Raw genomic sequence first — 20981 nt, 5'->3', positions numbered from 1 at the left:
GATCAGATCAAGTTAAAAAAAGGAGTTGTTTTGGGAGGCTGTCCCGGAGGGGCATTCGTCCATTGGCTTTTTCTGAGGTGATTTTCAGCCAGCCACGCGGCCTCGGAGTCTGACAAACCGGCAAAGGCCGTGCCGATCACTCCCTGGAGCACATCACCGCTTCCACCTGCCGCCGATGAGCCCGCGTGGGTTGTACTTCCGCTGCTGCCCGCCTGCTGGTGGAAGGCCGCCGTGCCCGTCATCTGCGCGGTGTCACCGAAAGGAGCGGAAGCCGGCTTTTGCCGGGCTTCGCTTTCTTCGCCGGGATGGCGTTTTCCGGCAACGTTTTTCCCGCCGGTCTTGAGGCCGGCCACGTCTGCTTCCGCCTGCGCTTCAGAGTCCGGCTCGATTGCCACCGGGGCTTGCCCGGCTGTTTTCTCGGGCAACGCCGACACCGCATCCGCAGCAGCCGTTTCCCGTTCAACCGCCATCGGTCTGTCCATTGACGGCTGTTTCCGCTGTCCGGTTACCGGACGGTCACTTTCCCCGGACGGCTCTCCGGGACGGACTGCCGGTTGTCCGATTGGTTCATCCGGAAGGTCAGCCGGATTTTCCGTTGGCGCACCGGCAGCAGGGCTTTCAGAACCGGCTTCCGGTTTCTTCGCCGGAATGCCCGCAATCGGGGCCGTGACCGCCGGAACGGTTTCTTTCACCGCCTCCGTCACGGTTCCGACGGTGTCGCCGACTGTATCGGTTACCGTTCCGGTCGTCCGATCCACCGTTTCGCCTGTTTGATCCAGCACTTGATCCACTACTCCGGTCACGCTGCCGACGGTGCCGTCGACAACTTTGACCGCATCAGAGACGACGGGGAGGTCTTTTGTCGCGCTGTTAACAGAACCGGTCGTTTTGCGAACGGTTTCCGCTGCACTCTTCCCTGTATCGGTCACAAGCCCCGTCACGTCTCCGACCGCCTGTTCGACGACCGGAAGTGTGTTGCCGACCGCTTCATCCACGAACTCCGTGGTGTTATTTACGACATTAGAAATTGGGCGACTTTCCGCCGGGTTTTTATAAGTCTCCGGATCGGTCACCGTCTCTACCGTCTTTTCTGTAAAGTCAGTGACGGATTCCACCGAAGCCTCCACGCTGCCGGCAGCCCCGCCGACTGTGGCGGTCACTGTTTCAGTCGTTTTCCCGACCGCGGTATCGGCTGTTCCAAGCGCGGCATCCACCGTCTCTTCAACCACCCCGGTCACTTTTGACAATACAGGAACTTCCTTTGTTTCCTTGCGGATGTTCCGGGTCGTTTCCCGGACAGTATCGGTTGTGCCTTTTGCCGTGTCCTTCACAAGATCCGTCGTCGATTCCACAGCATGTCCGGCAGCCGGCAAGGTGTTTTGGACGGATTCATTGACGAGTTCCGTCGTACCGTTGACCAGACTTGAGACCGGTTTGCTATGAGCCGGGTCCCGGTACGTTTCCGGGTCTGCAACCGTCTTGACCGTGCTTACTGCAAAGCCCGCGGCTGACCCAACCGTTTTCCCGACGCCATCGACCGTATCACCAACCGCACCGATCAGCCCGCCGACGGTTCCCTGGTCTTCCTTCATTTCATCGCCGTCACGCTCTCCCTCATCCGCAAAAACGGCACCCGCCGGCATGGCAGCCAAAAACATTCCAAAAAGGAAGGCTCCAGTCATGAATCGCTTCATGGATTCACCTCCTTTCCCTATTAATCTGTCATCTCTCTTCCCTGAATTTTGAAATATGTAACAAAAAAATCAGAGGAAAGTATCCACTTTCCTCTGAAATATGCTGATTGTCCTATTCACTTACTTCACTGTTGCGCCCAATACGTCCGCAAAGTGACCAATGGCCCATTCATGCCCTGTCTGATTGAAGCTTGCCACGCCTTTTTCATGAACGACGATGCTGAATCCTTTATTGTACGCATCAACTGCCGTGTGCAAAATACAAATATCCGTACACACCCCGACCAGATGCAGTTCTGTGATTCCGCGCTCCCGGAGCCGGATTACCAGATCCGTTCCCGCAAAAGCACTGTATCGGGTTTTGTTCATGTAGTAGACATTCGGTTGTTCCCGGTTCGCCTCATATACATTCTGAAGCACACCGTACAGGTCCATGCCGGGAGTCCCGGCGATGTTATGCGGAGGGAACAGCCGGTTTTCCGGATGGTGTTCGTCTCCCTCTTCATGACGATCGATGGCAAATACGACATAGTCCCCGCTCTGGATGAATTCCTCCGTGAGCCGCACGATCTCGCCTTCGACGGCTTGCCCCGGTTCGCCGCAAGTGAGCTTTCCATCGTCTGCGACGAAGTCCACCGTGTAGTCGATATTGATGAGTGCCCGGTTCATTTTTCCACACTCCTTCCTTATTCAGCTTCATCATACCACGATGACCGTCAACTGTCTTCACACCCAGGACCAAAGAAAACCGGCCCTCTGCAAAGAGAAGCCGGGATGGGTCGGATCAGCGGACTTCCGCTGTCTCCTTCTGTTCTTTCTCGAATTTCATCGTGCCGTTCTCGGCAAGATTCTGATGCCAGGAGAACGCTTTTTCCAGCACATGCGGTGTCTGTCCCCCGCGGCCGAGCGCTTCCTCGTAATAGGCCCAGAGCTGCTCCTTGTAATCCGGGTGTGCGCAGTTCTCGATGATAAGCGGCACGCGTTCGCGCGGTGACAGTCCGCGCAGATCGGCATATCCCTGTTCTGTTACGACGACATCGACATCATGCTCGGTATGGTCGACGTGGGAGACGAACGGCACGATGCTCGAGATATTCCCGCCTTTGGCCGTCGACTTCGTCACGAAGATCGCAAGGCGCGCGTTCCGGGCAAAGTCACCGGATCCGCCGATCCCGTTCATCATCTTCGTGCCGGATACATGCGTTGAATTGACATTTCCGTAAATGTCGAACTCAAGCGCCGTGTTGATCGAGATCAGCCCGAGCCTGCGGATGACTTCCGGATGGTTGGAAATTTCCTGCGGGCGCATGACCAACAGATCCCGGTACTTTTCAAAGTTGCCGAACACCTGCTTCATCTTGTCGTCGGACAGTGTGATCGAGCAGCAGGAAGCAAAATCGACCTTCCCGGCGTCGATCAGATCGAACACCGCGTCCTGCAATACTTCGGAATACACTTCGAGGTGCTCGAACTCCGAGTCGATCATGCCGTGCAGGACCGCGTTCGCCACACTGCCGATCCCCGATTGGAGAGGGGCGAGCGTTTCGTCGAGCCGTCCCATTTCAACTTCCTTGCGCAGGAAGTCAAGCAAGTGGCCGGCCATGACCTGTGTCTCGCCGTCAGGCTGGACGATCGTCGACGGGGAGTCCGCCTGCTCGGTGAAAACGATGCCCCGGATCTTGTCCGGATCGACCTGGATGCCCGGCGTGCCGATCCGGTCTTTGGCAGACATCATCGGAATCGGGCTTCGGTCCCCTTGCCTTCCGGTGTCATAGATATCGTGGACCCCTTCAAGAAGCGGCGTCTGTGCCAGATTGATCTCGACGATGATATGGTCGGCATGCATGGCGAACAGGGAAGAGTTTCCGACTGATGTCGTCGGGATGATCTGGCCGTCTTCTTTGATGGCAACCGCTTCCACGATTGCAAAGTCGACAGGACCCATGACACCGGATCGGACGAGTTCAGCCGTGTGGGAGAGGTGCTGGTCGACGAAGAACATGTCCCCGTTATTGATGCTCCTGCGCATCGTCGGGTCCGCCTGGAACGGAAGACGCTTGTGCACGATGCCCGCATCGGCGAACAGCGCATCGATATCCGATCCGAGGGAGGCGCCTGTGAAGACGTTCACTTTGAACGACTCCTCCTTCGCCCGCTCCACAAGCGCAAACGGAACCGCTTTCACGTCGCCTGCACGGGTGAATCCGCTCAAGCCGAGCGTCATGCCGTCTTCAATCCAGGATGCAGCCTCTTCCGGCGATACTACTCGGCTATGCAGATGGTTATTCTGAATCCGGTCGTATTGCGATGTCATATAGATCAACCTCTTCTGAAAGATGTTTTGGATGGAATAAGTGCAAGTCTAAATTGTCTTGCTACTATTATTCCCTAAAACGCTTTCACCTCTGAGGTTTTCGTATAAGAAAGCCGTTTCGATGACCGGAACATAGAAAAGTGTGTCTAAATCCGTACAATTTTCGAGTGGGAAACCCCGATTCAGAACCCCAGGATCTTCCTGAAATAACTGGAGTAGGACTGGCTCACCGGCACGCGGTCGCCTGAGCTCATCTCCAGCAGGAACGTCGAATGGGAATCCGGGAAGATCTCCCGGATGTGATGGACGTTGACGATGAACGAGCGGTGGCACCGGACAAACATATCCCTCGGGAGAATGTATTCAAACTCCTGCAGCGTGTTTTTGTGCGTCCCGGTCACCCCGTCCGCGATGACCTGCGTCTTTCGCTCCTTCACTTCGAAATACTGGACTTGTCCGAAAGGCACCGGCTTCCATCCGTCTTCCGTCCGGATCGTGACGACCGATTTCCCTTCTGTGTATGCCGGGTAGATTGCCAGCACGCACCCTTCCAGTTCGCCGTCACGGTGAAACGGCACGGCCATCCCGTGATAGGGCACGCCGAAAACCGCCCGGTCAATGAACTCGGACGCCTTCAGCCCGGAGCTCAGCGCCTGATCGGCGATTGTCCCTTTTCGCACCGGATCCCCCGGCCGGATTTTCAGGTCGACCCGCTTGCTCGGCCGGTAATACACATAATGCTCCTTATCCGTCACAGCGATGGATACTTCATCAGAAAACAGCTCGCCCATGACATCCAACAGTTCCTTTTCCGTGAATGGTTCCAAGAGAAAAAACACCTTCTTTCGGTTTCCTTTTCTTCATTATACAATGAGAGCCATTTTCTCCGGCATTCCTGAACCTATAAAAATAAAAGCACCGTGTTGACGGTGCTCTCAGTGGATTCCGGATTATTCGTGGAACGAATCCGGGATGGCATTGAACTTTCTGCGGTGATACAGAAGCGGGTCTTTCCGGTGATTGTCGATCTTCTTCACTTCACCGATGATGATGCGGTGATCCCCGCCGCCGACCGTCGTGTGCAAGCTGCAGTGAAGCACACCCGCGGCGCCTTTGATGACCGGCACTCCGTCTTCGGACATTTCCCATTCACAGTTCTCAAACCGGTCGATGCCCCGGCTGGCAAACAAGGCACAAAGCTCCCCCTGATCTCCTGCCAGCACATGCACGGCAAATTTCTTTGCGTTCGTGAATATATCGTAAAGGGAAACCCGCTTATCGATCGACCAGAGGATCAGCATCGGATCGAGAGAAACCGATGCAAACGAATTGACCGTCATGCCGACCGGCGACCCGTCCGGTGCGGTCGCCGTGATGACCGTCACCCCCGTAGGGTAATTCCCCATCACTTCTTTAAAGTGGGTAATTTTCTGTTCTTCATTCATAGCATTCACCCCATTTCCCCTGCCTTGCTGGTATTCTATGTGTAAAACAATTAATTGCACACCCACTATATCAGAACAGTCGCGCGTTTTACGACCGGTTTGCTCAACGGCTTTTTCACGTGGAACAATTACAATTCCCAAACCGAGAACCGCTCGTTCGGATTCTTTTTTGACAATCCGGGAATCGGAAGGTCCAGTACATGCTCGAACGGGGTATGGTGTTCCATGTGGCTGATGTAATCGAGCGTCGGATAGTAAAGCACGATCGACGTTTTTCTCGGATGGGCTTCCTTGGAAATCAGAATGCTGCTCACCGTCTTGGCAAACAGGCTGACCGAAAACGGATTGAAGTAATAGAACAGGCTGTCGAGCGGCTTGACCTTGTAGTCCTCTGCCCTGCAGTTGATGAATGACAGCGAGCCCTTCAGCTTATTCTTCTTTATCATATACGCATCCCGGTTTTCGAGTGACTCCAGATAAAGCGACCCATCCATCTCGATGCCCGTCACCGAAGCGCCGGTCCGGTGATTCAGGTAGAAAGCCGCCCGGCCCTTTCCGCATCCATAGTCGATGATGCCGTCTCTTCTGCTGATCGGCAAGCGGTCCACGAGCACATCGAGCGCCTCATACGGAGTCGCCTCATACCGGTTGTCATGGATGGAACGGACGCCCCAGTCCTGCATACCCGCCGTCCGGATGCCGAGCAAGCGGTCGATTTCATGTTCATTCATCGGCAACCCCTCCCCTCCAAGAAAAGAACTCACCCGCATTCCGCAAGGTGAGTTCATTATACCGTATGATTCCCACAGTGAATGGTGCATGGGTGCTGCCGGCTGAAGCGGAAACCTCCGGCTTTCCGTGCTCGGCCGACACTCATCATGATTTCGGCTATTCGATGACAAGCATCTCCTGATCATCCGATGCCATTCAGGTCAGCAGGCGACTTCAGGTTTCCGGTTCCAGGCGTCAGCAGATTAATCCGATTCAAGTGCGGGTCTTCTTTTTCTGTTCCTTCATGAATTCCTCGAAAGCCGCCATCATGGAATGAGCCCCGTCCGATCTGTTCGAAGCAGCCGTGAAGATTGCTCCGTTCTCCGGGTAGACTGCTGAATGAAAGCTAACGCCCGGATCATAGCCCATCACATGGAACTTTTTAATGCGGTTTCCTTCTGTGTTGATCCAAACGCCGTATCCATAACCGTCTCCGCCCTCCCTCCCGGCATGCCGGGTAAGCAAAAGCTGCGTGAACTCCTCATTGAGGAGCCGGTGACCGAGAAGGGCATGCCAGAACTTCTGCATGTCCGGAGCAGTCGTGAAGGCCCCTCCGTCGGATCCTCCCATAACGGGGATGGAGTAAGCATTTGACCGCCACGTGCCATCGTCTTCATCTATATAGCCGGTTGCCGTATTCTTTGGCAGCCGATCCAGCGGCCAGTAGCCGGAATCGATCATGTGCGCCGGCCGGAAGATGTGCTCTTCAACATAATCCGTAAATCGCATGCCGGATGCCCTTTCAACGATCAATCCCAACAGGATGTACCCAGCATTATTGTAATGGAATTTTTCGCCTGCTCTAAACATCATTTTCTGGTTTCGGAAAATCGGAAGAAAGTCCCTTAATTCCCGCATTGTATACATCGGATATTCCTGCCATAATTCCTCGAAGTCATCCATGACCGCTTCATCAAAATAGTCGGGCACACCTGATGTGTGTGTAAGCAGATGATGGACCGACACACCTCGGTCAAAATGGGGAAAGTCCTCATCCAGACAGTCCGCCAGCCTTGAATCCAGTGATAGCTTTCGTCGGGCAATCAGTTGCAGAACGGCAACTGCCGTGAAGATTTTGCATCCGGACGCAATGCCGAATCTCGTACCCTCCCGGTTCTCCCGTTCATCAGACCGGTTTGCCAGGCCCCATGCAGCCGTCAGAGACATGCCCTCTTCGTCTTCTGCCGCAACCGCGCCAGAGAAACCATGGTTCCGGGCCGCGTTTTCCATCTGCTGTTCCCATAATTTTAGTGATGTTGCTTCCATGCCCATCTCCCCCTTTTCGTCCTCGCTTCCTGTTCGTCAAGACCGGTCTGGTTCCCTGCATGACGACTGATTAATCTTGACGGACGGAGAGCAAAAAGCCCTCCATCCGGAAGTCGGATAGGGGGCACGGTTGTGTGAGCATTTATTCAGATACCGGTGAACCAGAGGCCGTTTGGAGTGCTCAGTTCAAATTTCTCAACGGATCGATCCGTAGTAGATCTGACCGCCGTCAAGATCGATGACTTTCAGCATGTTCGTGCGCTTGACGAAGATCGACTTGTATTCACCGTGTCCATTTTCCCCTTTCAGCACGATCACACGGTTATTGTGATTGTCCTCGACCATCACGGGCGTGAGGCCGTCGAGATCCACGACAGGCGAAGAAATGCTGTCCGATCCGGGTTTCTCCGGCTGGACGGCATCCTGCTCCGGCTCTTCCGGAGTTTCCGCCTGGAGATCACCATAGTAAACCTGGCCGCCGCGCGTATTGATGACCTTCACTGTCTGCTTGTCCTTCATGAAGATGGACTTGAACTGAACCTGTCCGCGGGCGTTCGTATACTGGACCGTCCGCTTGCTGCGATTATCTTCGACAATACGGCCGTCCAGATCCTGTCCAATGACCGACTTGACCGTCGCGTATTCCGGCAGGTCTTTGACCGACTGGCTGAACTCGATGTTGCTGTACGCGTTTTGGTTACCGGAATACGATGTATAGGCCGCGGGTGCTGCCGCTTCCGCTTTGTCATTGTGGAAGGCTGTGGCTGTGCCGGCTCCTGCAGACGCGATCATGGCGAAGCTGAGTGCGGTTGTGAGTGCTTTTTTCATTCGAATCCTCTCCTCTGTTGTTTGGGATGCTTCCAATTTACCCCCGACAAATGAGAGATCGATGAGAACGGGATGAGAGTTGGCAAAGAAAATACTTACCAGATCTTAAGGAAGTATATGCCAACGCCCAGTTTGTGCAATGAGGGATTGGGAAAGGAGAAAAGTTTATGGAATATGTTTCATTCAAGCCGGAAAGCCATTACCGGGAAGCCGCGGAAAAGCTGTTCAACAAGCAGGCAGCACGCATTTCCGCAGGCCTCCCGCTTGCCCGGATTTTCCATGTCGGAAGCACGGCGGTGCCCGGCTCCCTGACGAAAGGCGATGTGGACGTCCACGTACGGGTCAGCCCGGAAGACTTCCGGAAAGCCGAAGACTTCCTGTCAGCTCTGTTTCAAATCAATACGGGCAGCTTCCGGTCCCACGAATTCTGTGCTTTTGAAGATGACTCCGGAGAGCTGCCGGTCGGATTCCAGCTGACGGCAGCCGGTTCGGAAATCGATCACTTCCGGAAAGTGACCCGTTTCCTCCGGACCCATCCCGACTGGCTGTCCGCCTATAACCATCTGAAAGAACATTATGAAGGAAGTGAAATGGAGTCATACCGGAAAGCCAAATCTGCCTTCCTGGAGTCCATGATGGATGCCGAAGAGTTCCTCGTCTTTGACGAGGCCGCCGGCGGGCCGTCGGATGAATTTCAATGATGGGCGTCTGGCGGCATACTCGGAACAAGCGGTTTTTCCGGAATGCGATATTCTGCATATTGAATGTATAAATATTTATGAAAACCCTTCCAAAGTCGTCTGAAAACACTTTTATCACAGAAAATCGGGGTTTGTGTTTTATAATTATGCATATATCCCATTCCCGAAAGAAGGTATTTCAGATGGACGGACTCCTCGGTTACATTCCCATAGCCATGATGATGGTGGTCATGCCCGGCGCGGACACGATTCTCCTTGTGCGGAACACGCTCAGCCACGGTACAAAAGCCGGGCGCTATTCGACGCTCGGGATGGCGACGGGCCTCTTATTCTGGACGCTCATCGCGGTCCTCGGCCTCGCAGTCGTGATCGCCAAGTCGGTCGTGCTGTTCAATGTCATCCGGTACCTGGGAGCCGCCTATCTGATCTTCCTCGGCATCAAGAGCCTGTTCTCCAAGAGCTTTTTCTCACTGGAGGAAGTGGAAGATGCCGCAGCCGCCGGAAACGATAAAGGCAGCCATCACAAGGAATCATTCCGCCAGGGCATGCTGAGCAATATCTTCAACCCGAAGACCGTGCTGCTGTACGTGACAATCATGCCGCAGTTCATCAACCTCGGCGGCAACGTCAATGAGCAGCTGATCATCCTCGGCCTCATCCTGACGGGGCTTGCGGTCGCCTGGTTCTTCCTGCTCGTTTTCATCATGGAGCACGCGAAGCGCTGGCTGAACAATTCCCGTTTCCAGAACATCTTCCAGAAGTCCGCAGGGGCGCTGCTCGTCGGATTCGGAATCAAAACGGCGCTATAAGCCTCGGTCGGTGCATACCGGAATCATTTATATTGAAGAAGAAAAGCCCCCCGGAACCGATTTCCGGGGGGCTTTTATCATTTAGACGAGTTCCGTCTGCTTTTCGGTGAGCTCAATTTCAAAGCCGAGGTCTTCGAGCATCCGGAAGTCTCTGTTGTCTTCCTGCCCTTCGGTCGTCAGGTAGTCGCCGACAAAGATGCTGTTGGCAGCATAGAGGCCGAGCGGCTGGAGCGAGCGGAGGTTCACTTCGCGGCCGCCGGAGATGCGGATTTCCTTCGTCGGGTTGATATACCGGAACAGGGCAAGCACTTTCAGGCAGTAGCGCGGGTTCAGCTCGTTCGTTCCTTCTAGTTTCGTGCCGTCGATCGCATGCAGGAAGTTCACGGGAATCGAGTCTGCGTCGAGCGCGCGTAGCGACCGGGCGATGTCGATCACGTCTTCCTTCGTTTCCTTCATGCCGACGATCGCGCCGGAGCACGGCGACAGGCCATTGCGCTTCGCCGTTTCGACCGTGCCTACCCGGTCCTCAAATGTATGGGACGTCGTGATGAAATCATGGTGCCGTTCCGATGTGTTCAGGTTGTGATTGTAGCGGTCGACGCCGGCCGCCTTGAGCTTCGCCGCCTGCTCCTCTTTCAGGATGCCGAGACAGGCGCACACTTTCAGGCCGTACTTCTCCTTGATCTCCTCGACCGCCTCACTCACGACGCGGACGTCTTTCGTCGTCGGACCGCGTCCGCTCGCGACGATGCAGTATGTGCCGATTTTATTTTCATGCGCCCGCTTGGCACCTTCGAGGATTTGTTCTTTCGTAATGAACGGATACTTGTCGATCGGGGCAGTGGAGTCGCGGGACTGGGCGCAGTAGCCGCAGTTTTCCGGACAGTAGCCGCTCTTTGCGTTGATGATCATGTTGAGCTTCACCTTCCGGCCGTAATAATGCCGGCGGATCGTGAATGCCCCGTCCAGCAACTGGAGCAGCTCATCGTCATCGGATTCGAGGATGGCCATCGCCTCCAAGTCCGTCAGCTCCTTGCCTTTAATCACTTGCCGTGCGAGTTCCTGCCAATCCATGTCCATCATCCCTTCTTCTGTTGTGCGGGGAGCAGTTTCAATAAGCGGTTCATCCGGTGTGCGAACAGACCTGCCAGGACCGCAAGCGCAATGTCCTTCGGCAGCGGCGGCATCATCCAGAGCCACGCCATGCCGTAGGAGAATCCATCAGGCGCTCCCGCCCAGAGCATATAAGCCGCATACATCCAGTTCGTGCCGAACAGGTAGTTGATGGCTGTGGCGATGAGTGCCGCAAAGATGAAGGCCGGCACCGTCCGGTAGCGTTCCACAATTTTGCCGGCAGCCCATGCGGCGATGATGAAGGACACGATGAAACCGAAATTCGGCGAAACAAGCGAAGAAATACCGCCGCCGAACCGGGCAAATACGGGCGCTCCCGCAAGGCCGACAAGCATGTACACCGTGCAGGCAGCGGCCCCTTTCCGGCTTCCGAGGATGAGACCGGCAAGCACTGCGAAGAAGGTCTGAAGCGTGATCGGGACGCCTCCGACAACAAAGATCGGGGCAAATGACGTGATGTTCGCGCCGATCATCATGAGTGTGGCAAACAATGCGCAGTGGACAAGATCCAGCGCATGCCACCTTGGCCTGGAGCTGACTGTAGCCTGTTGCATGGAAATCTTCCTTTCAGTCGATGAGTTAACTAATATCGTTTTATGGTTTACCCATTTCGAATGTTAAGGAAATCTGCCACTTGTGTCAACTGTATTTTCATACCAGTTAACCAAACCCCGGCGAACGCATATACAGCCAAACGCAAATCCGATAAAATAAAGTCAGGTGATGAAAAATGCGAATGTATGTGAATGACGGCACGATTACAGCCGGCATGACCCTGAAAGACCCTTCGCGATTCGAAGCGAACAATATGGGCCTTCACGCTTGCCTCAATCCGGAAGCCGTGCTGGAGAACCGACATGGATTGGCGGACGCGATCGGCACCCCGCTCGGCAGCTTCGTCTGCGGCCGGCAGACGCACAGCTCAAATTTCCATAAAGTGACCGCAGATGACCGGGGGCGCGGAGCCACCGGAACAGCCGACGCCATTCCCGATACCGATGCCCTCTATACGTACGAACCGGACATTGTGCTCGGCAGCCTGACCGCAGACTGCGTGCCGGTCCTGTTCTGGAACATGAAGGCCGGCCTCATTGGCGCGATTCACTCGGGCTGGCAGGGGACCGTGAAGGAGATCACGCCAAAGCTGTTCCGGCATCTGAAAGAAGAAGAGGGCCTGGATCCACTCGATTTCCGGGTGCAGATTGGTGCCGCCCTCAGCCAGGAGAAGTTCGAAGTGGACCGTGACGTTCATGACCGGTTCAGTGCGCTCGGCTATGCGGACGACTTCATCCGGTTCAATGAGGACACCGGCAAATGGCATATCGACAACCAGAAAACGGTTGAAAGGCAGCTTCTGATGGCCGGCGTCCCTGCGGAGCAGATCTACATCGACCGGACATGCACGTTCAAAAGCCCCGACGGCTTCTCCTACCGCGAGGACAAGAAGGCCGGGCGTCATTTGAGCTGGATCGTAAGGACGGATGGCTGATAAGATTTTTTCGGACCAAAAAAGCACCCTTCACGGGTGCTTTTTTATTCCCGATATGGGTGATCCGGCTTCAATCTCGTCTTGCACAAACGATTATTCAACAGGATTGGCCCCTATTGATCCTGGATGCGATCCTCCAGGTCATGTCGACCGTTTATCTCTCTTACCCGTTCCCAAAAGAGACTGCATCACAAGCCCACCCAAAATCACCGTCGACAAAGTATAAAATGTTGATTTGAATGTGTGGCTCACGGAGTCCATGCTGCTGATCGCCGCACTTCATGTGGACCCACCCTGATCAGACCTGTTTGAAGCACGGTTTTCACACCGCAGCCGGACCGAATTTTCGTTGATTATTGTTTATATCCCGCTTCAGCCGATGATGACCGGGTTGCCTTTGTTCTGAAGAACCGACAGGATACTGAGCGCCACGAGATAGCTCGTTTTCGGGTTTCCGGGCATCGGGGTATTTTCGATTTTCAGCGTCATGTTGCCGAAACTCCCGCCCGCCTGGATGAGGTGGGTGTTCCGCTCCGCATGCGGATCGGCAACCACCCGCACCCTTGTTTTTTCGGTGCCGAGGCCTGCGAGGGACAGCAGCAGCGCAACGTTGACGTTTTTCGGAAATTTGCCGATCGCTTCTCCTGCGGGACCGTCAAACAGCAGTTCTTTCCTGTCCATCGGTTCCAGACCGAGTGATTTTGGCGACTTTCGTGTCTCGATCGTCACTTGTTCAAGGCCGCCCGCCGCATGGGCCGACTGCAGCAAGTCCAGGCCGCCGATGGCCCCGGACGGCAGGAAAACCGACCGGCCGTTCTTTTCCGCCGTCCGCCGCACCGCTTTCAGGAAAACGGGGTCCCTGAACGCCCCGATGCTGCTGGCGACGAAGTCTTTTTTCTCCTCCAGCACGCCAATCGCATGGGCAGTCACAACTTCAATGGCTGCCGCTTCGATCACCACATCCACAGGAGACTCGATGAACGTTTGGAAATCCATATGAAACCGGGCGTCGTGCTGCTCTGCCAGACGCTCTCCGGCTTCACGGTTCCGTCCGAACAATGAAATGACTTCCCCCTCGACGAGTTTTTCGTCATTGATGCACTTCAGCAGATAAGAGGCAATGTTTCCCGTTCCCATCACACCGATCTTCAATGCTTCCCCTCCCCTTTCTGTTGGTTCATGGGTGGACATCCGGTTCAAAATAGCGGTCCGGCCGACGCCGGCTCACCCCGGACTCCGCAGTATGCCGATTAAGCTCAGGTTATCAATCCCGAAATCCCGATGCAAGCCGGTTCCAGCCGTGCACGGCGTCCCGGCAGGTCCTTGCAAGCCGGTCCATTGGCTCGAATTTCCGGCGGCCCCAGCGGCAAATGAATCCACTTTTCAAATATGAAAGGCGTCGACAGACAGATTCCTGCTACTTTCTTTTTTGAATCCGGTCCCTTGCTTATTTCCTCAAACTTTCCATTTGCCACTCTCCAATATTTCGTTATACTAAGGAATGGATTTTTTACACCAGAAAACGGAAAGAAGAGGTTCTCATGAAACACATTTTCCCTGCCCTTCAATGGGCGTTATTCATCCTGATGAGCAGCGTGGTCATTCCGGTGACGATCGCGGCATCCTACGGGCTCGATACTGGGGACGCCATCGCATTCGTCCAGCGTTCCCTCTTCGTGCTCGGCATCGCCGGGCTGCTCCAGACGTTCTTCGGCCACCGGCTCCCGATCCAGGAAGGCCCGGCCGGACTCTGGTGGGGCGTGTTCACGCTATACGCAGGCCTCGGCACCGTCCTGTTCGGTTCTCCGTCCGAGACGCTCCGCGTGCTTCAGTTCGCCTTCCTGCTGAGCGGTGTGATCTTCATCGTGCTGAGCCTGTTCGGGCTCGTTGAAAAGCTCTCCGGCCTGTTCACGCCGACGGTCACCGGCATCTATCTGATCCTGATGGTCATCCAGCTGAGCGGCTCGTTCCTGAAAGGGATGTTCGGCCTGAGCGGAGGATCGACGGTGGTCCAGCCGGAAATCCTGCTGATGTCCGCACTGATCATCATCTTCTCGTATGCCTTCAGGCGGGTGCCGAAAGTCGGCCATTATTCGGTCTTGGCAAGCATCATCTTCGGCTGGTCCGCGTTTGCCCTTCTCGGACTGTCCGAACCGGTCGCCCGGGCGGGACAAGTATTCAATCTGCCCCGGCTGTTCGCGTTCGGCGCCCCCCGGATGGAGGCGGACCTCGTTCCGATGGTGCTCTTCATCACCCTCCTGCTGCTTGCGAACATGCTGGCAACGGTGAAAGTCGTCCAGGGCGTGCTCGAGCGGCAGGGCAAGAATGTCGACCGTTCCAGGACGCGGCAGACCGGCCTCGTGTCGGGGATCAACCAGCTGCTCGCCGGCTCCTTCTCGGCCATCGGTCCCGTGCCGATCTCAGGGTCCGCAGGATTCATTGCGACCACGCGCATCAGCGAGCGGCTGCCGTTCATTCTCGGATCGGCCACGATTGTGGCGATCAGCCTGTTCCCGCCGATCACGGCGTTCTTTTCCGCGATTCCGGTAGCAGTCGGGTATGCGGCCATCTTCCCGGTGTTCGCAAGCACGATCAGCCTCGCATTCAGGGAATTTGAATCACTCGAAGACAAAACAAACTTGTTCCAGGTTGCCGGTATTTCGCTGTTCGCCGGGGTCGGCTCGATGTTCGTCCCCACGGAAGCCTTCTCTTCAATGGCCCCCGTCCTCACCTCGATCATGAGCAACGGCCTCGTCCTCGGCGCCATCATCGCCGTCGTGGCGGAGCGGGTCCTCATGAGCCAGGCACGGCCGCAGAAAAAACCGGAAGCCCGGCACCAGGAATTGCGGAAGCATCTTTGAATTGATCATCTCACCTTCCATTGAGTCAGCAAAGTTCCCTGCGGGACTTTGCTGTTTTTTTATCGGGCCGATGGGGCTGCCGCCCGGATGCGCCCGTCCGCATGCCTGTTCATGTATAATCAACATAACTTTATGTCCGGTTTTTCAGTATCCGATAAAAGAGGTACTTCCCATGACAGCAAGCACTTACTCCAGCACTAAAAACAGATCCAATAAGCCGAAACTTGGCCTCCTCATGCGGATGATCGGCCTGATCAGCCTGCTCGTCATCGTCATCTGCCTCGCATTCGGCCTGTTCCTCCGCCACTTCCTTTCCGAAAGCACGGAAGACCAGGTGGGCAGACGGGCACTCGGCATCGCAGAGACCGTGGCGAACATCCCGGAACTCCGGGAGGCATTCAGCCTCGGGGATCCCGCAGCCGTCATCCAGGGCATCGTCGAGCCGATCCGCAAGAAGACCGGCGCCGAGTTCATCGTTGTCGGCAACCTGGACGGGATCCGGTATTCCCATCCTGATCCGTCAAGGATCGGCAATGAAATGGTCGGCGGGGACAATGACCGGGCGCTCCTGTCCGGCGAATCGTATGTTTCCAAGAAAGAGGGATCGCTCGGCCTGTCCATCCGCGGTAAGGTCCCCGTCATTTCAGAGGGGGAGGTGGTCGGGGTCGTATCGGTCGGCTTCCTGAACGACAATGTGCAGGCGATCGCCCGCGCACAGAGCCGCTCGATCTGGCTCACGCTCACATTTGTGGTCATCGCCGGATTGGCCGGATCGGTACTGATCTCGCGCCATATCAAATCCCTTCTCCGAAACATGGAGCCGGAAGAGATTTCACGCCTGTACGATCAGAAAGAAGCGATTCTCCAATCCGTGCGCGAAGGCATCATCGCCGTCGACGGGGAGGGGCGGATCACGTCCGTGAATGCCGCTGCGGGTGAGATTCTGACAGAGGAAGGGCTGGCGGGCTCCGACAGGATTCCCCGGCTGCCGGTCAGGGAGCTTCTCCCCTCGATCGGCGATCTGCGGATGAGGCTGGAAGACCGCGAAATGATGCTCGGCCGCCAAGTCGTCCTTGTGAACCAAGTTCCGTTCACGAGCGGCGGCACCGGTGCGGTCATCACGTTCCGGAAGAAGAGTGACCTGCAGAAAATGACGGAGGAACTATCGAGGATCCGCCAGTATGCGAACACCCAGCGCGCCCAGACCCATGAACATTCGAACAAACTGCACGTCATCCTCGGCCTGCTCATCCACGGGCAGACCGAAGATGCGATCGAGTTCATCAAAAAGGAAGAGAACATCCGGAGCAGCCGGACAAAATTCCTGTCCGAAAATGTGTCAGACCCGCTCATCGGGGCGCTGATCCAAGGGAAATTCGTACAGGCGCAGGAACTCGGGATCGACCTGTCGCTTGATCCGTACAGCCGGCTCGGGCAGCCCTTGTCAGAAGACGCACAGGACGCCCTTCTCACAGCACTCGGGAATGTCATCGAGAATGCTTTTGATGCAGTGCGGGGAAATGGAGAAGGGAACCGCCGCGTCCGGCTATACTTCACCGATGTCGGGGACGATCTGCTGTTTGAGGTGGAAGATTCCGGTGCAGGGATCCGGGAAGAGGATGCACAAAACATCTATCGGGCCGGATTTTCAACGAAAGGCGACGGTCGGGGCAACGGGCTTGCGCTGGCAATCGAGGCGCTGGGCCGGACGGGCGGCGAGCTGCTCATCGAAGACGGGGATATGGGCGGTGCCTGCTTCATCATCAGCATTCCGAAGAAATCGGGGGTAGACCAATGAACGACGATTATACCGTACTCATCATCGAGGATGACTTCCGGGTCGCCGAGGTGAACCGTCATTACGTGGAAAAAGTGGACGGATTCCGGGTGACCGGCATTGCGCGGAGCGCAAAGGAGGCGATCGGACTTCTGGAGAAGTCGGTGCCCGATCTGATCCTGCTCGACTTTTACATCCCTGACACGGACGGAGCCGGACTGTTCCATGAGATCCGCAGCCGATATCAACAGGCGGACATCATCGCCGTGACCGCGGCGAATGAGGCGGAGACGGTCCGGGAACTGCTCCGCGGGGGCGTGTTCGATCTTATCCTGAAGCCCTTTGACGACGGCCGTTTCAAAAGGACACTGGAGAGCTACCGGGCCTATCGGGAGCGGCTCTCCGGGCGCGTCGGGCTGAGCCAGGAGGAAATCGACGGATTCACCGGGCACCGGGGGCGCAGTGACACGGATGCAGCGGGACTGCCGAAGGGAATCGATCCGATCACGCTCAATGAGATCAACCGGCTGTTCCGCGAAGAAGCGATCGGCGGAATCACTGCCGCCGAGCTGAGCAGGCAGATCGGCACGAGCCGCTCCACCGCCCGGCGATATCTGGAATACCTCGTTTCGGAAGGCCTGCTCACGACGAAGTCCATCTACGGGACCGTCGGCCGGCCGGAAAGACAGTACCTTCCAAAGTGAAACTTATGAACTTTATTCCCCTTATGGAACCTATCTGATTTATGTGAAGAAGATATATTCCCCCCATGACGATATGTTATTTTCAGACTACTGAAAACGCATTCAAGCATAGGGGGTTTTAACATTGAGTCTCAGCCTTGTCGGCTTTCTCATTATCCTGGTCATCGTGGCCCTGCTCATCAGCGGGCGTGTGACCCCGATCGTGGCAATGGTATTGCCGCCGATCGTCGGGGCGATGATCGCCGGATTTGCTTTCTCCGAGATCGGTGACTTTTTCAATGACGGTGTGAAGTCCGTCATTTCCGTCGCCGTCATGTTCATCTTTGCCATCATCTTCTTCGGAATCCTCCAGGACGTCGGACTGTTTGAACCGATGATCAACAAGATGGTCGTCTTCTCCAAAGGGAACGTCGTGGTCGTCAGCCTCGTCACCGTCCTCGTGGCGATGGTCGCCCACCTGGACGGATCGGGCGCCTCCACCTTCCTGATCACGATTCCTGCGCTCCTGCCGGTCTACAAGCGGCTGAAGATGAATCCGTATCTGTTGCTCCTGCTCGTCGGCGGTGCGGCGAGCATCATGAACATGGTGCCTTGGGCAGGCCCGCTCGGCCGGGTGGCTTCGGTTCTCGAAATGGACGTCACCGAACTGTGGCGCCCGCTCATCCCGGTCCAGATCATCGGCCTCGTCGTCATGGTGATCATCGCCGTCCTGCTCGGATTGCGGGAACAGCGCAGGATCACCAGACAGTACGGGTCCCTTGAAGCCGCCGCTGCCCTCGACATTCCTGCAGAAGATCCGTTCTCGGGTGTGGCGGAAGCCGGCGAAGAAAGCGGTTCACTTGCCAGACCGAAGCTGATCTGGTTCAACGCCGTCCTCGCGGTCGCCGTCATCGGCCTCCTCGTCTGGGGAATCATCCCGGCCGGGCTCGCCTTCATGATCGGTGTGGCCATTGCACTTCCGGTCAACTACCCGAGCGTCAATGACCAGATGGACAGGATCCGCGCACACGCGCCGAGTGCGCTCACAATGGCCTCCATCATCCTGGCTGCCGGCCTGTTCCTCGGCATCCTGAACGGCACCGGCATGCTCGATGCCATCGCGGGTGATGCGGTCGGGGTCCTGCCGTCTGCGATCGCACCGTACCTGCACATCATCATCGGGGTCCTCGGCCTTCCGTTCGACCTGCTGCTCAGCACGGATGCCTACTACTTCGGCCTGTTCCCGGTTGTTGAGCAGATCGCCTCGGGCTTCGGGATCGATTCCCTGTCGACCGCCTACTCGATGATCGTCGGGAACATCGTCGGCACATTCGTGTCCCCGCTTGCGCCGGGCGTCTGGCTCGCCCTCGGCCTCTCCGGCCTGGAGATGGGCAAGCACCTCCGCTACTCGTTCTTCTGGATGTGGGGCATCGCCCTCATCCTGCTGTTCGTGTCGGTGCTGATTGGGGTTATTGCGATCTGAATAAAGGAAACAGCACAGTCCCCGGTTTGGGACTGTGCTGTTCTTTTGTCTGGGATCACTTCCGGCTCACTTCGGCCTGCTTTTTAGTCAGTGACGGACGTCCTTCCTGCCAGTCCACGGCAACCGGCAGCCCGAAAAATCCGGAGAGGCATTCGGAGCTGATCAGATCGGAAGTATGTCCGGCATCAAACACCCGTCCTTCCTTCAGAAGGAGCGTTTTATTGAACTCCGGCAGGATCTCCTCCACGTGGTGGGTGACATACAGGATTGTCGGCCCGTCCGGACGCCGGGCAATGCGGGCGACCGAGTCCAGCAGTTCTTCCCGCGCGATGAAGTCCAGGCCGTTTGTCGGCTCGTCCAGGATGAGGAGCGAGGGGTCGGCCATGAGCGCCCGGCCGATGAGGACGCGTTGCCGCTCTCCCTGCGAGAGCGTATGGAAGTTCCGGTTGGCGTAGTCCAGGCATCCGAGCTCCCGAAGGATGTCCACGCCTTTGCGGTCGATCTCCTCGGTGGTGTCCTCATACAGGCCAATCGAGGAGAACGCCCCGCTCAGCACGACTTCGTAGGCATTGTCGTCCGGCCGGAGCTTATGGGCGACCGATGAGGAAACGAAGCCGATCTGACTCCGCAGCCGCTCCGCCAGGTAGGTCTTCCCGAACTCCATCCCGAGCACCCGCACCGTCCCCTCAGTCGGGAACAGGTAGGCATTGATCAGTTCGAGCAGCGACGTCTTGCCCGAACCGTTCAATCCGTACAGCACCCAGTGGTCGCCTTTTTCCACCCGCCAGTCGATCTCCTTCAGCACCCAGCGTCCGTCGCGTTTTCTCGAGACGCCTTCCATTTCAAGAATCATGGCCATCCCCTTCTTGCAATTCTGACTTTTACCGATTTTACACCAACTCCGATGCATTCGAAAAGCCCTCCCGGCGCAGGGAGGGCTTTCTTCACATTCAAGAGAGTTTTCTTAACATACAGAAGGCCTTCCTTAACATTCAGTCGGTCTTTCTTTACATACGGACCGCTTTTCTTAACTTTCGTCCACCGGCCATCAATTCAGGTGATATTGCTCGCCCTTCGTCAGATAGAGGATGCTCTCGGCCATGTTCACCGCGTGGTCGCCGACCCGCTCAAGGTTGCGGCAGATGAACGCGAGCTGGGTGATCTGATTTACCCGCCGGGGGGTGAGGGTCATGATCTGCATGAGTTCACGGATCCGTTCACCGTACAGCCGGTCGACCCGGTCGTCGGTTTCGGCGATTTCAAGCGCGAGGCGCGGGTCTTCCAGGTCATAGGCATCGAACGACTTGCGCAGCATTTCCTGGACGATCGAGGCCATCTTCGGGATGTCGACGATCGGCTTGATGAGCGGTTCGTCCCCGATATGGAGCGTGCACTTGGCGATGTTCGCCGCCAGGTCCCCGACCCGCTCCACGTCCGTCGAAATCTTGAGTGCGGTGATGATCTTCCGGAGATCCGTCGCCACCGGCTGCTGCTGGGCGATCAGCTGGATCACCCAGCCGTTGATCTCTTCGTCGAGCCGGTTGATCTCGGCGTCGCTGTCGATGACGACTTTGGCCAGCAGCAGATTCTGCTCTTTGAGTGCCATCATCGAATCTTCCAGTGCCCGCTCCGCAAGGTCCACCATCCGGAGCAGGGTCTGCTTCAGCGCCTCGAGTTCCTGGTCGAATGTCTTCCTGACACTTTCCGTGCTTCTCATCCGCTCTCC

20 protein-coding genes are annotated in these 20981 nt (G+C 56.4%); 7 read left to right on the top strand and 13 right to left on the bottom strand.

The window, feature by feature from the left end:
- Positions 1-2: 2 nt before the first annotated feature.
- From B0B07_RS09700 to B0B07_RS09665, 8 genes are all read right to left on the bottom strand, one after another.
- A complete protein-coding gene (locus B0B07_RS09700) occupies positions 3-1694 on the bottom strand; it encodes a prolipoprotein diacylglyceryl transferase (protein WP_076758580.1) in 1692 nt (563 codons plus the stop codon).
- A 120-nt stretch (positions 1695-1814) separates the two neighbouring features.
- Positions 1815-2363, bottom strand: coding sequence for a cysteine hydrolase family protein (locus B0B07_RS09695; protein WP_076758578.1), 549 nt, complete (start codon positions 2361-2363; stop codon positions 1815-1817).
- Between the two features lie 115 nt (positions 2364-2478).
- Positions 2479-4008 (bottom strand): acetyl-CoA hydrolase/transferase family protein, encoded by a 1530-nt coding sequence (locus B0B07_RS09690; protein WP_076758576.1) that lies wholly within the window; start codon positions 4006-4008, stop codon positions 2479-2481.
- Positions 4009-4190: 182 nt separating this feature from the next.
- Entirely contained in the window at positions 4191-4835 is a 645-nt protein-coding gene (locus tag B0B07_RS09685) for a LytTR family DNA-binding domain-containing protein (protein ID WP_076758574.1), read from the bottom strand.
- A gap of 123 nt (positions 4836-4958) precedes the next feature.
- A complete protein-coding gene (locus B0B07_RS09680; protein ID WP_076758572.1) occupies positions 4959-5453 on the bottom strand; it encodes a flavin reductase family protein in 495 nt (164 codons plus the stop codon).
- Positions 5454-5581: 128 nt separating this feature from the next.
- Positions 5582-6184 carry a class I SAM-dependent methyltransferase gene (locus B0B07_RS09675; protein WP_076758571.1) on the bottom strand — a complete coding sequence of 201 codons (603 nt, stop codon included), beginning with the start codon at positions 6182-6184 and terminating at the stop codon, positions 5582-5584.
- Between the two features lie 253 nt (positions 6185-6437).
- Positions 6438-7490: a serine hydrolase domain-containing protein gene (locus B0B07_RS09670; RefSeq protein ID WP_076758570.1), complete on the bottom strand. Its 1053-nt coding sequence runs from the start codon at positions 7488-7490 to the stop codon at positions 6438-6440.
- 195 nt (positions 7491-7685) lie between these two features.
- Positions 7686-8318 (bottom strand): hypothetical protein, encoded by a 633-nt coding sequence (locus tag B0B07_RS09665; RefSeq protein WP_076758568.1) that lies wholly within the window; start codon positions 8316-8318, stop codon positions 7686-7688.
- 167 nt (positions 8319-8485) lie between these two features.
- On the opposite strand from B0B07_RS09665, the gene B0B07_RS09660 reads away from it, so the two are divergent.
- The gene (locus B0B07_RS09660; RefSeq protein WP_076758566.1) at positions 8486-9019 is read left to right on the top strand and encodes a GrpB family protein; all 534 of its coding nucleotides are present in this window, start codon (positions 8486-8488) and stop codon (positions 9017-9019) included.
- Positions 9020-9201: 182 nt separating this feature from the next.
- Positions 9202-9828, top strand: coding sequence for a homoserine/threonine efflux transporter (locus B0B07_RS09655; protein WP_076758564.1), 627 nt, complete (start codon positions 9202-9204; stop codon positions 9826-9828).
- An 81-nt stretch (positions 9829-9909) separates the two neighbouring features.
- On the opposite strand, the gene bioB is transcribed toward B0B07_RS09655, so the two are convergent.
- Together bioB and B0B07_RS09645 are read right to left on the bottom strand one after the other, a co-directional pair.
- Complete coding sequence (bioB, locus tag B0B07_RS09650; protein ID WP_076759237.1) at positions 9910-10902, bottom strand: biotin synthase BioB; 993 nt, start codon at positions 10900-10902, stop codon at positions 9910-9912.
- A 5-nt stretch (positions 10903-10907) separates the two neighbouring features.
- On the bottom strand, positions 10908-11516 hold the full coding sequence (locus tag B0B07_RS09645; RefSeq protein ID WP_076758562.1) for a biotin transporter BioY: 609 nt from the start codon (positions 11514-11516) through the stop codon (positions 10908-10910).
- 176 nt (positions 11517-11692) lie between these two features.
- On the opposite strand from B0B07_RS09645, the gene pgeF reads away from it, so the two are divergent.
- The gene (gene pgeF / locus B0B07_RS09640; protein WP_076758560.1) at positions 11693-12451 is read left to right on the top strand and encodes a peptidoglycan editing factor PgeF; all 759 of its coding nucleotides are present in this window, start codon (positions 11693-11695) and stop codon (positions 12449-12451) included.
- A gap of 372 nt (positions 12452-12823) precedes the next feature.
- Here the strand turns inward: pgeF and nadX are convergent, their stop codons facing one another.
- Entirely contained in the window at positions 12824-13603 is a 780-nt protein-coding gene (gene nadX, locus B0B07_RS09635) for an aspartate dehydrogenase (RefSeq protein WP_076758558.1), read from the bottom strand.
- Positions 13604-13992: 389 nt separating this feature from the next.
- Here nadX and B0B07_RS09630 point away from each other — a divergent pair, with 389 nt between their 5' ends.
- The 4 genes from B0B07_RS09630 (at position 13993) to B0B07_RS09615 (ending at position 19255) form a co-directional block, all read left to right on the top strand.
- Positions 13993-15312, top strand: a complete 1320-nt coding sequence (locus B0B07_RS09630) for a purine/pyrimidine permease (RefSeq protein ID WP_076758557.1) — start codon at positions 13993-13995, stop codon at positions 15310-15312.
- 172 nt (positions 15313-15484) lie between these two features.
- Complete coding sequence (locus tag B0B07_RS09625; RefSeq protein ID WP_076758556.1) at positions 15485-17110, top strand: ATP-binding protein; 1626 nt, start codon at positions 15485-15487, stop codon at positions 17108-17110.
- A complete protein-coding gene (locus tag B0B07_RS09620) occupies positions 17107-17793 on the top strand; it encodes a response regulator (RefSeq protein WP_076758554.1) in 687 nt (228 codons plus the stop codon). Before B0B07_RS09625 ends, B0B07_RS09620 begins: the two co-directional genes overlap by 4 nt.
- 124 nt (positions 17794-17917) lie before the next feature.
- Positions 17918-19255 carry a CitMHS family transporter gene (locus B0B07_RS09615; protein WP_076758553.1) on the top strand — a complete coding sequence of 446 codons (1338 nt, stop codon included), beginning with the start codon at positions 17918-17920 and terminating at the stop codon, positions 19253-19255.
- Positions 19256-19310: 55 nt separating this feature from the next.
- On the opposite strand, the gene B0B07_RS09610 is transcribed toward B0B07_RS09615, so the two are convergent.
- Together B0B07_RS09610 and phoU are read right to left on the bottom strand one after the other, a co-directional pair.
- Positions 19311-20108: an ABC transporter ATP-binding protein gene (locus B0B07_RS09610; protein WP_076758552.1), complete on the bottom strand. Its 798-nt coding sequence runs from the start codon at positions 20106-20108 to the stop codon at positions 19311-19313.
- 195 nt (positions 20109-20303) lie between these two features.
- Positions 20304-20972, bottom strand: coding sequence for a phosphate signaling complex protein PhoU (gene phoU, locus B0B07_RS09605; RefSeq protein ID WP_076758550.1), 669 nt, complete (start codon positions 20970-20972; stop codon positions 20304-20306).
- Positions 20973-20981: the final 9 nt, after the last annotated feature.

Origin of the sequence: Edaphobacillus lindanitolerans (assembly GCF_900156305.1) — a bacterium.
Classification (GTDB): domain Bacteria; phylum Bacillota; class Bacilli; order Bacillales_A; family Planococcaceae; genus Bhargavaea; species Bhargavaea lindanitolerans.
Note: the sequence above shows the minus strand (reverse complement) of the source record. Positions and strands in the feature narration are given on the sequence as shown.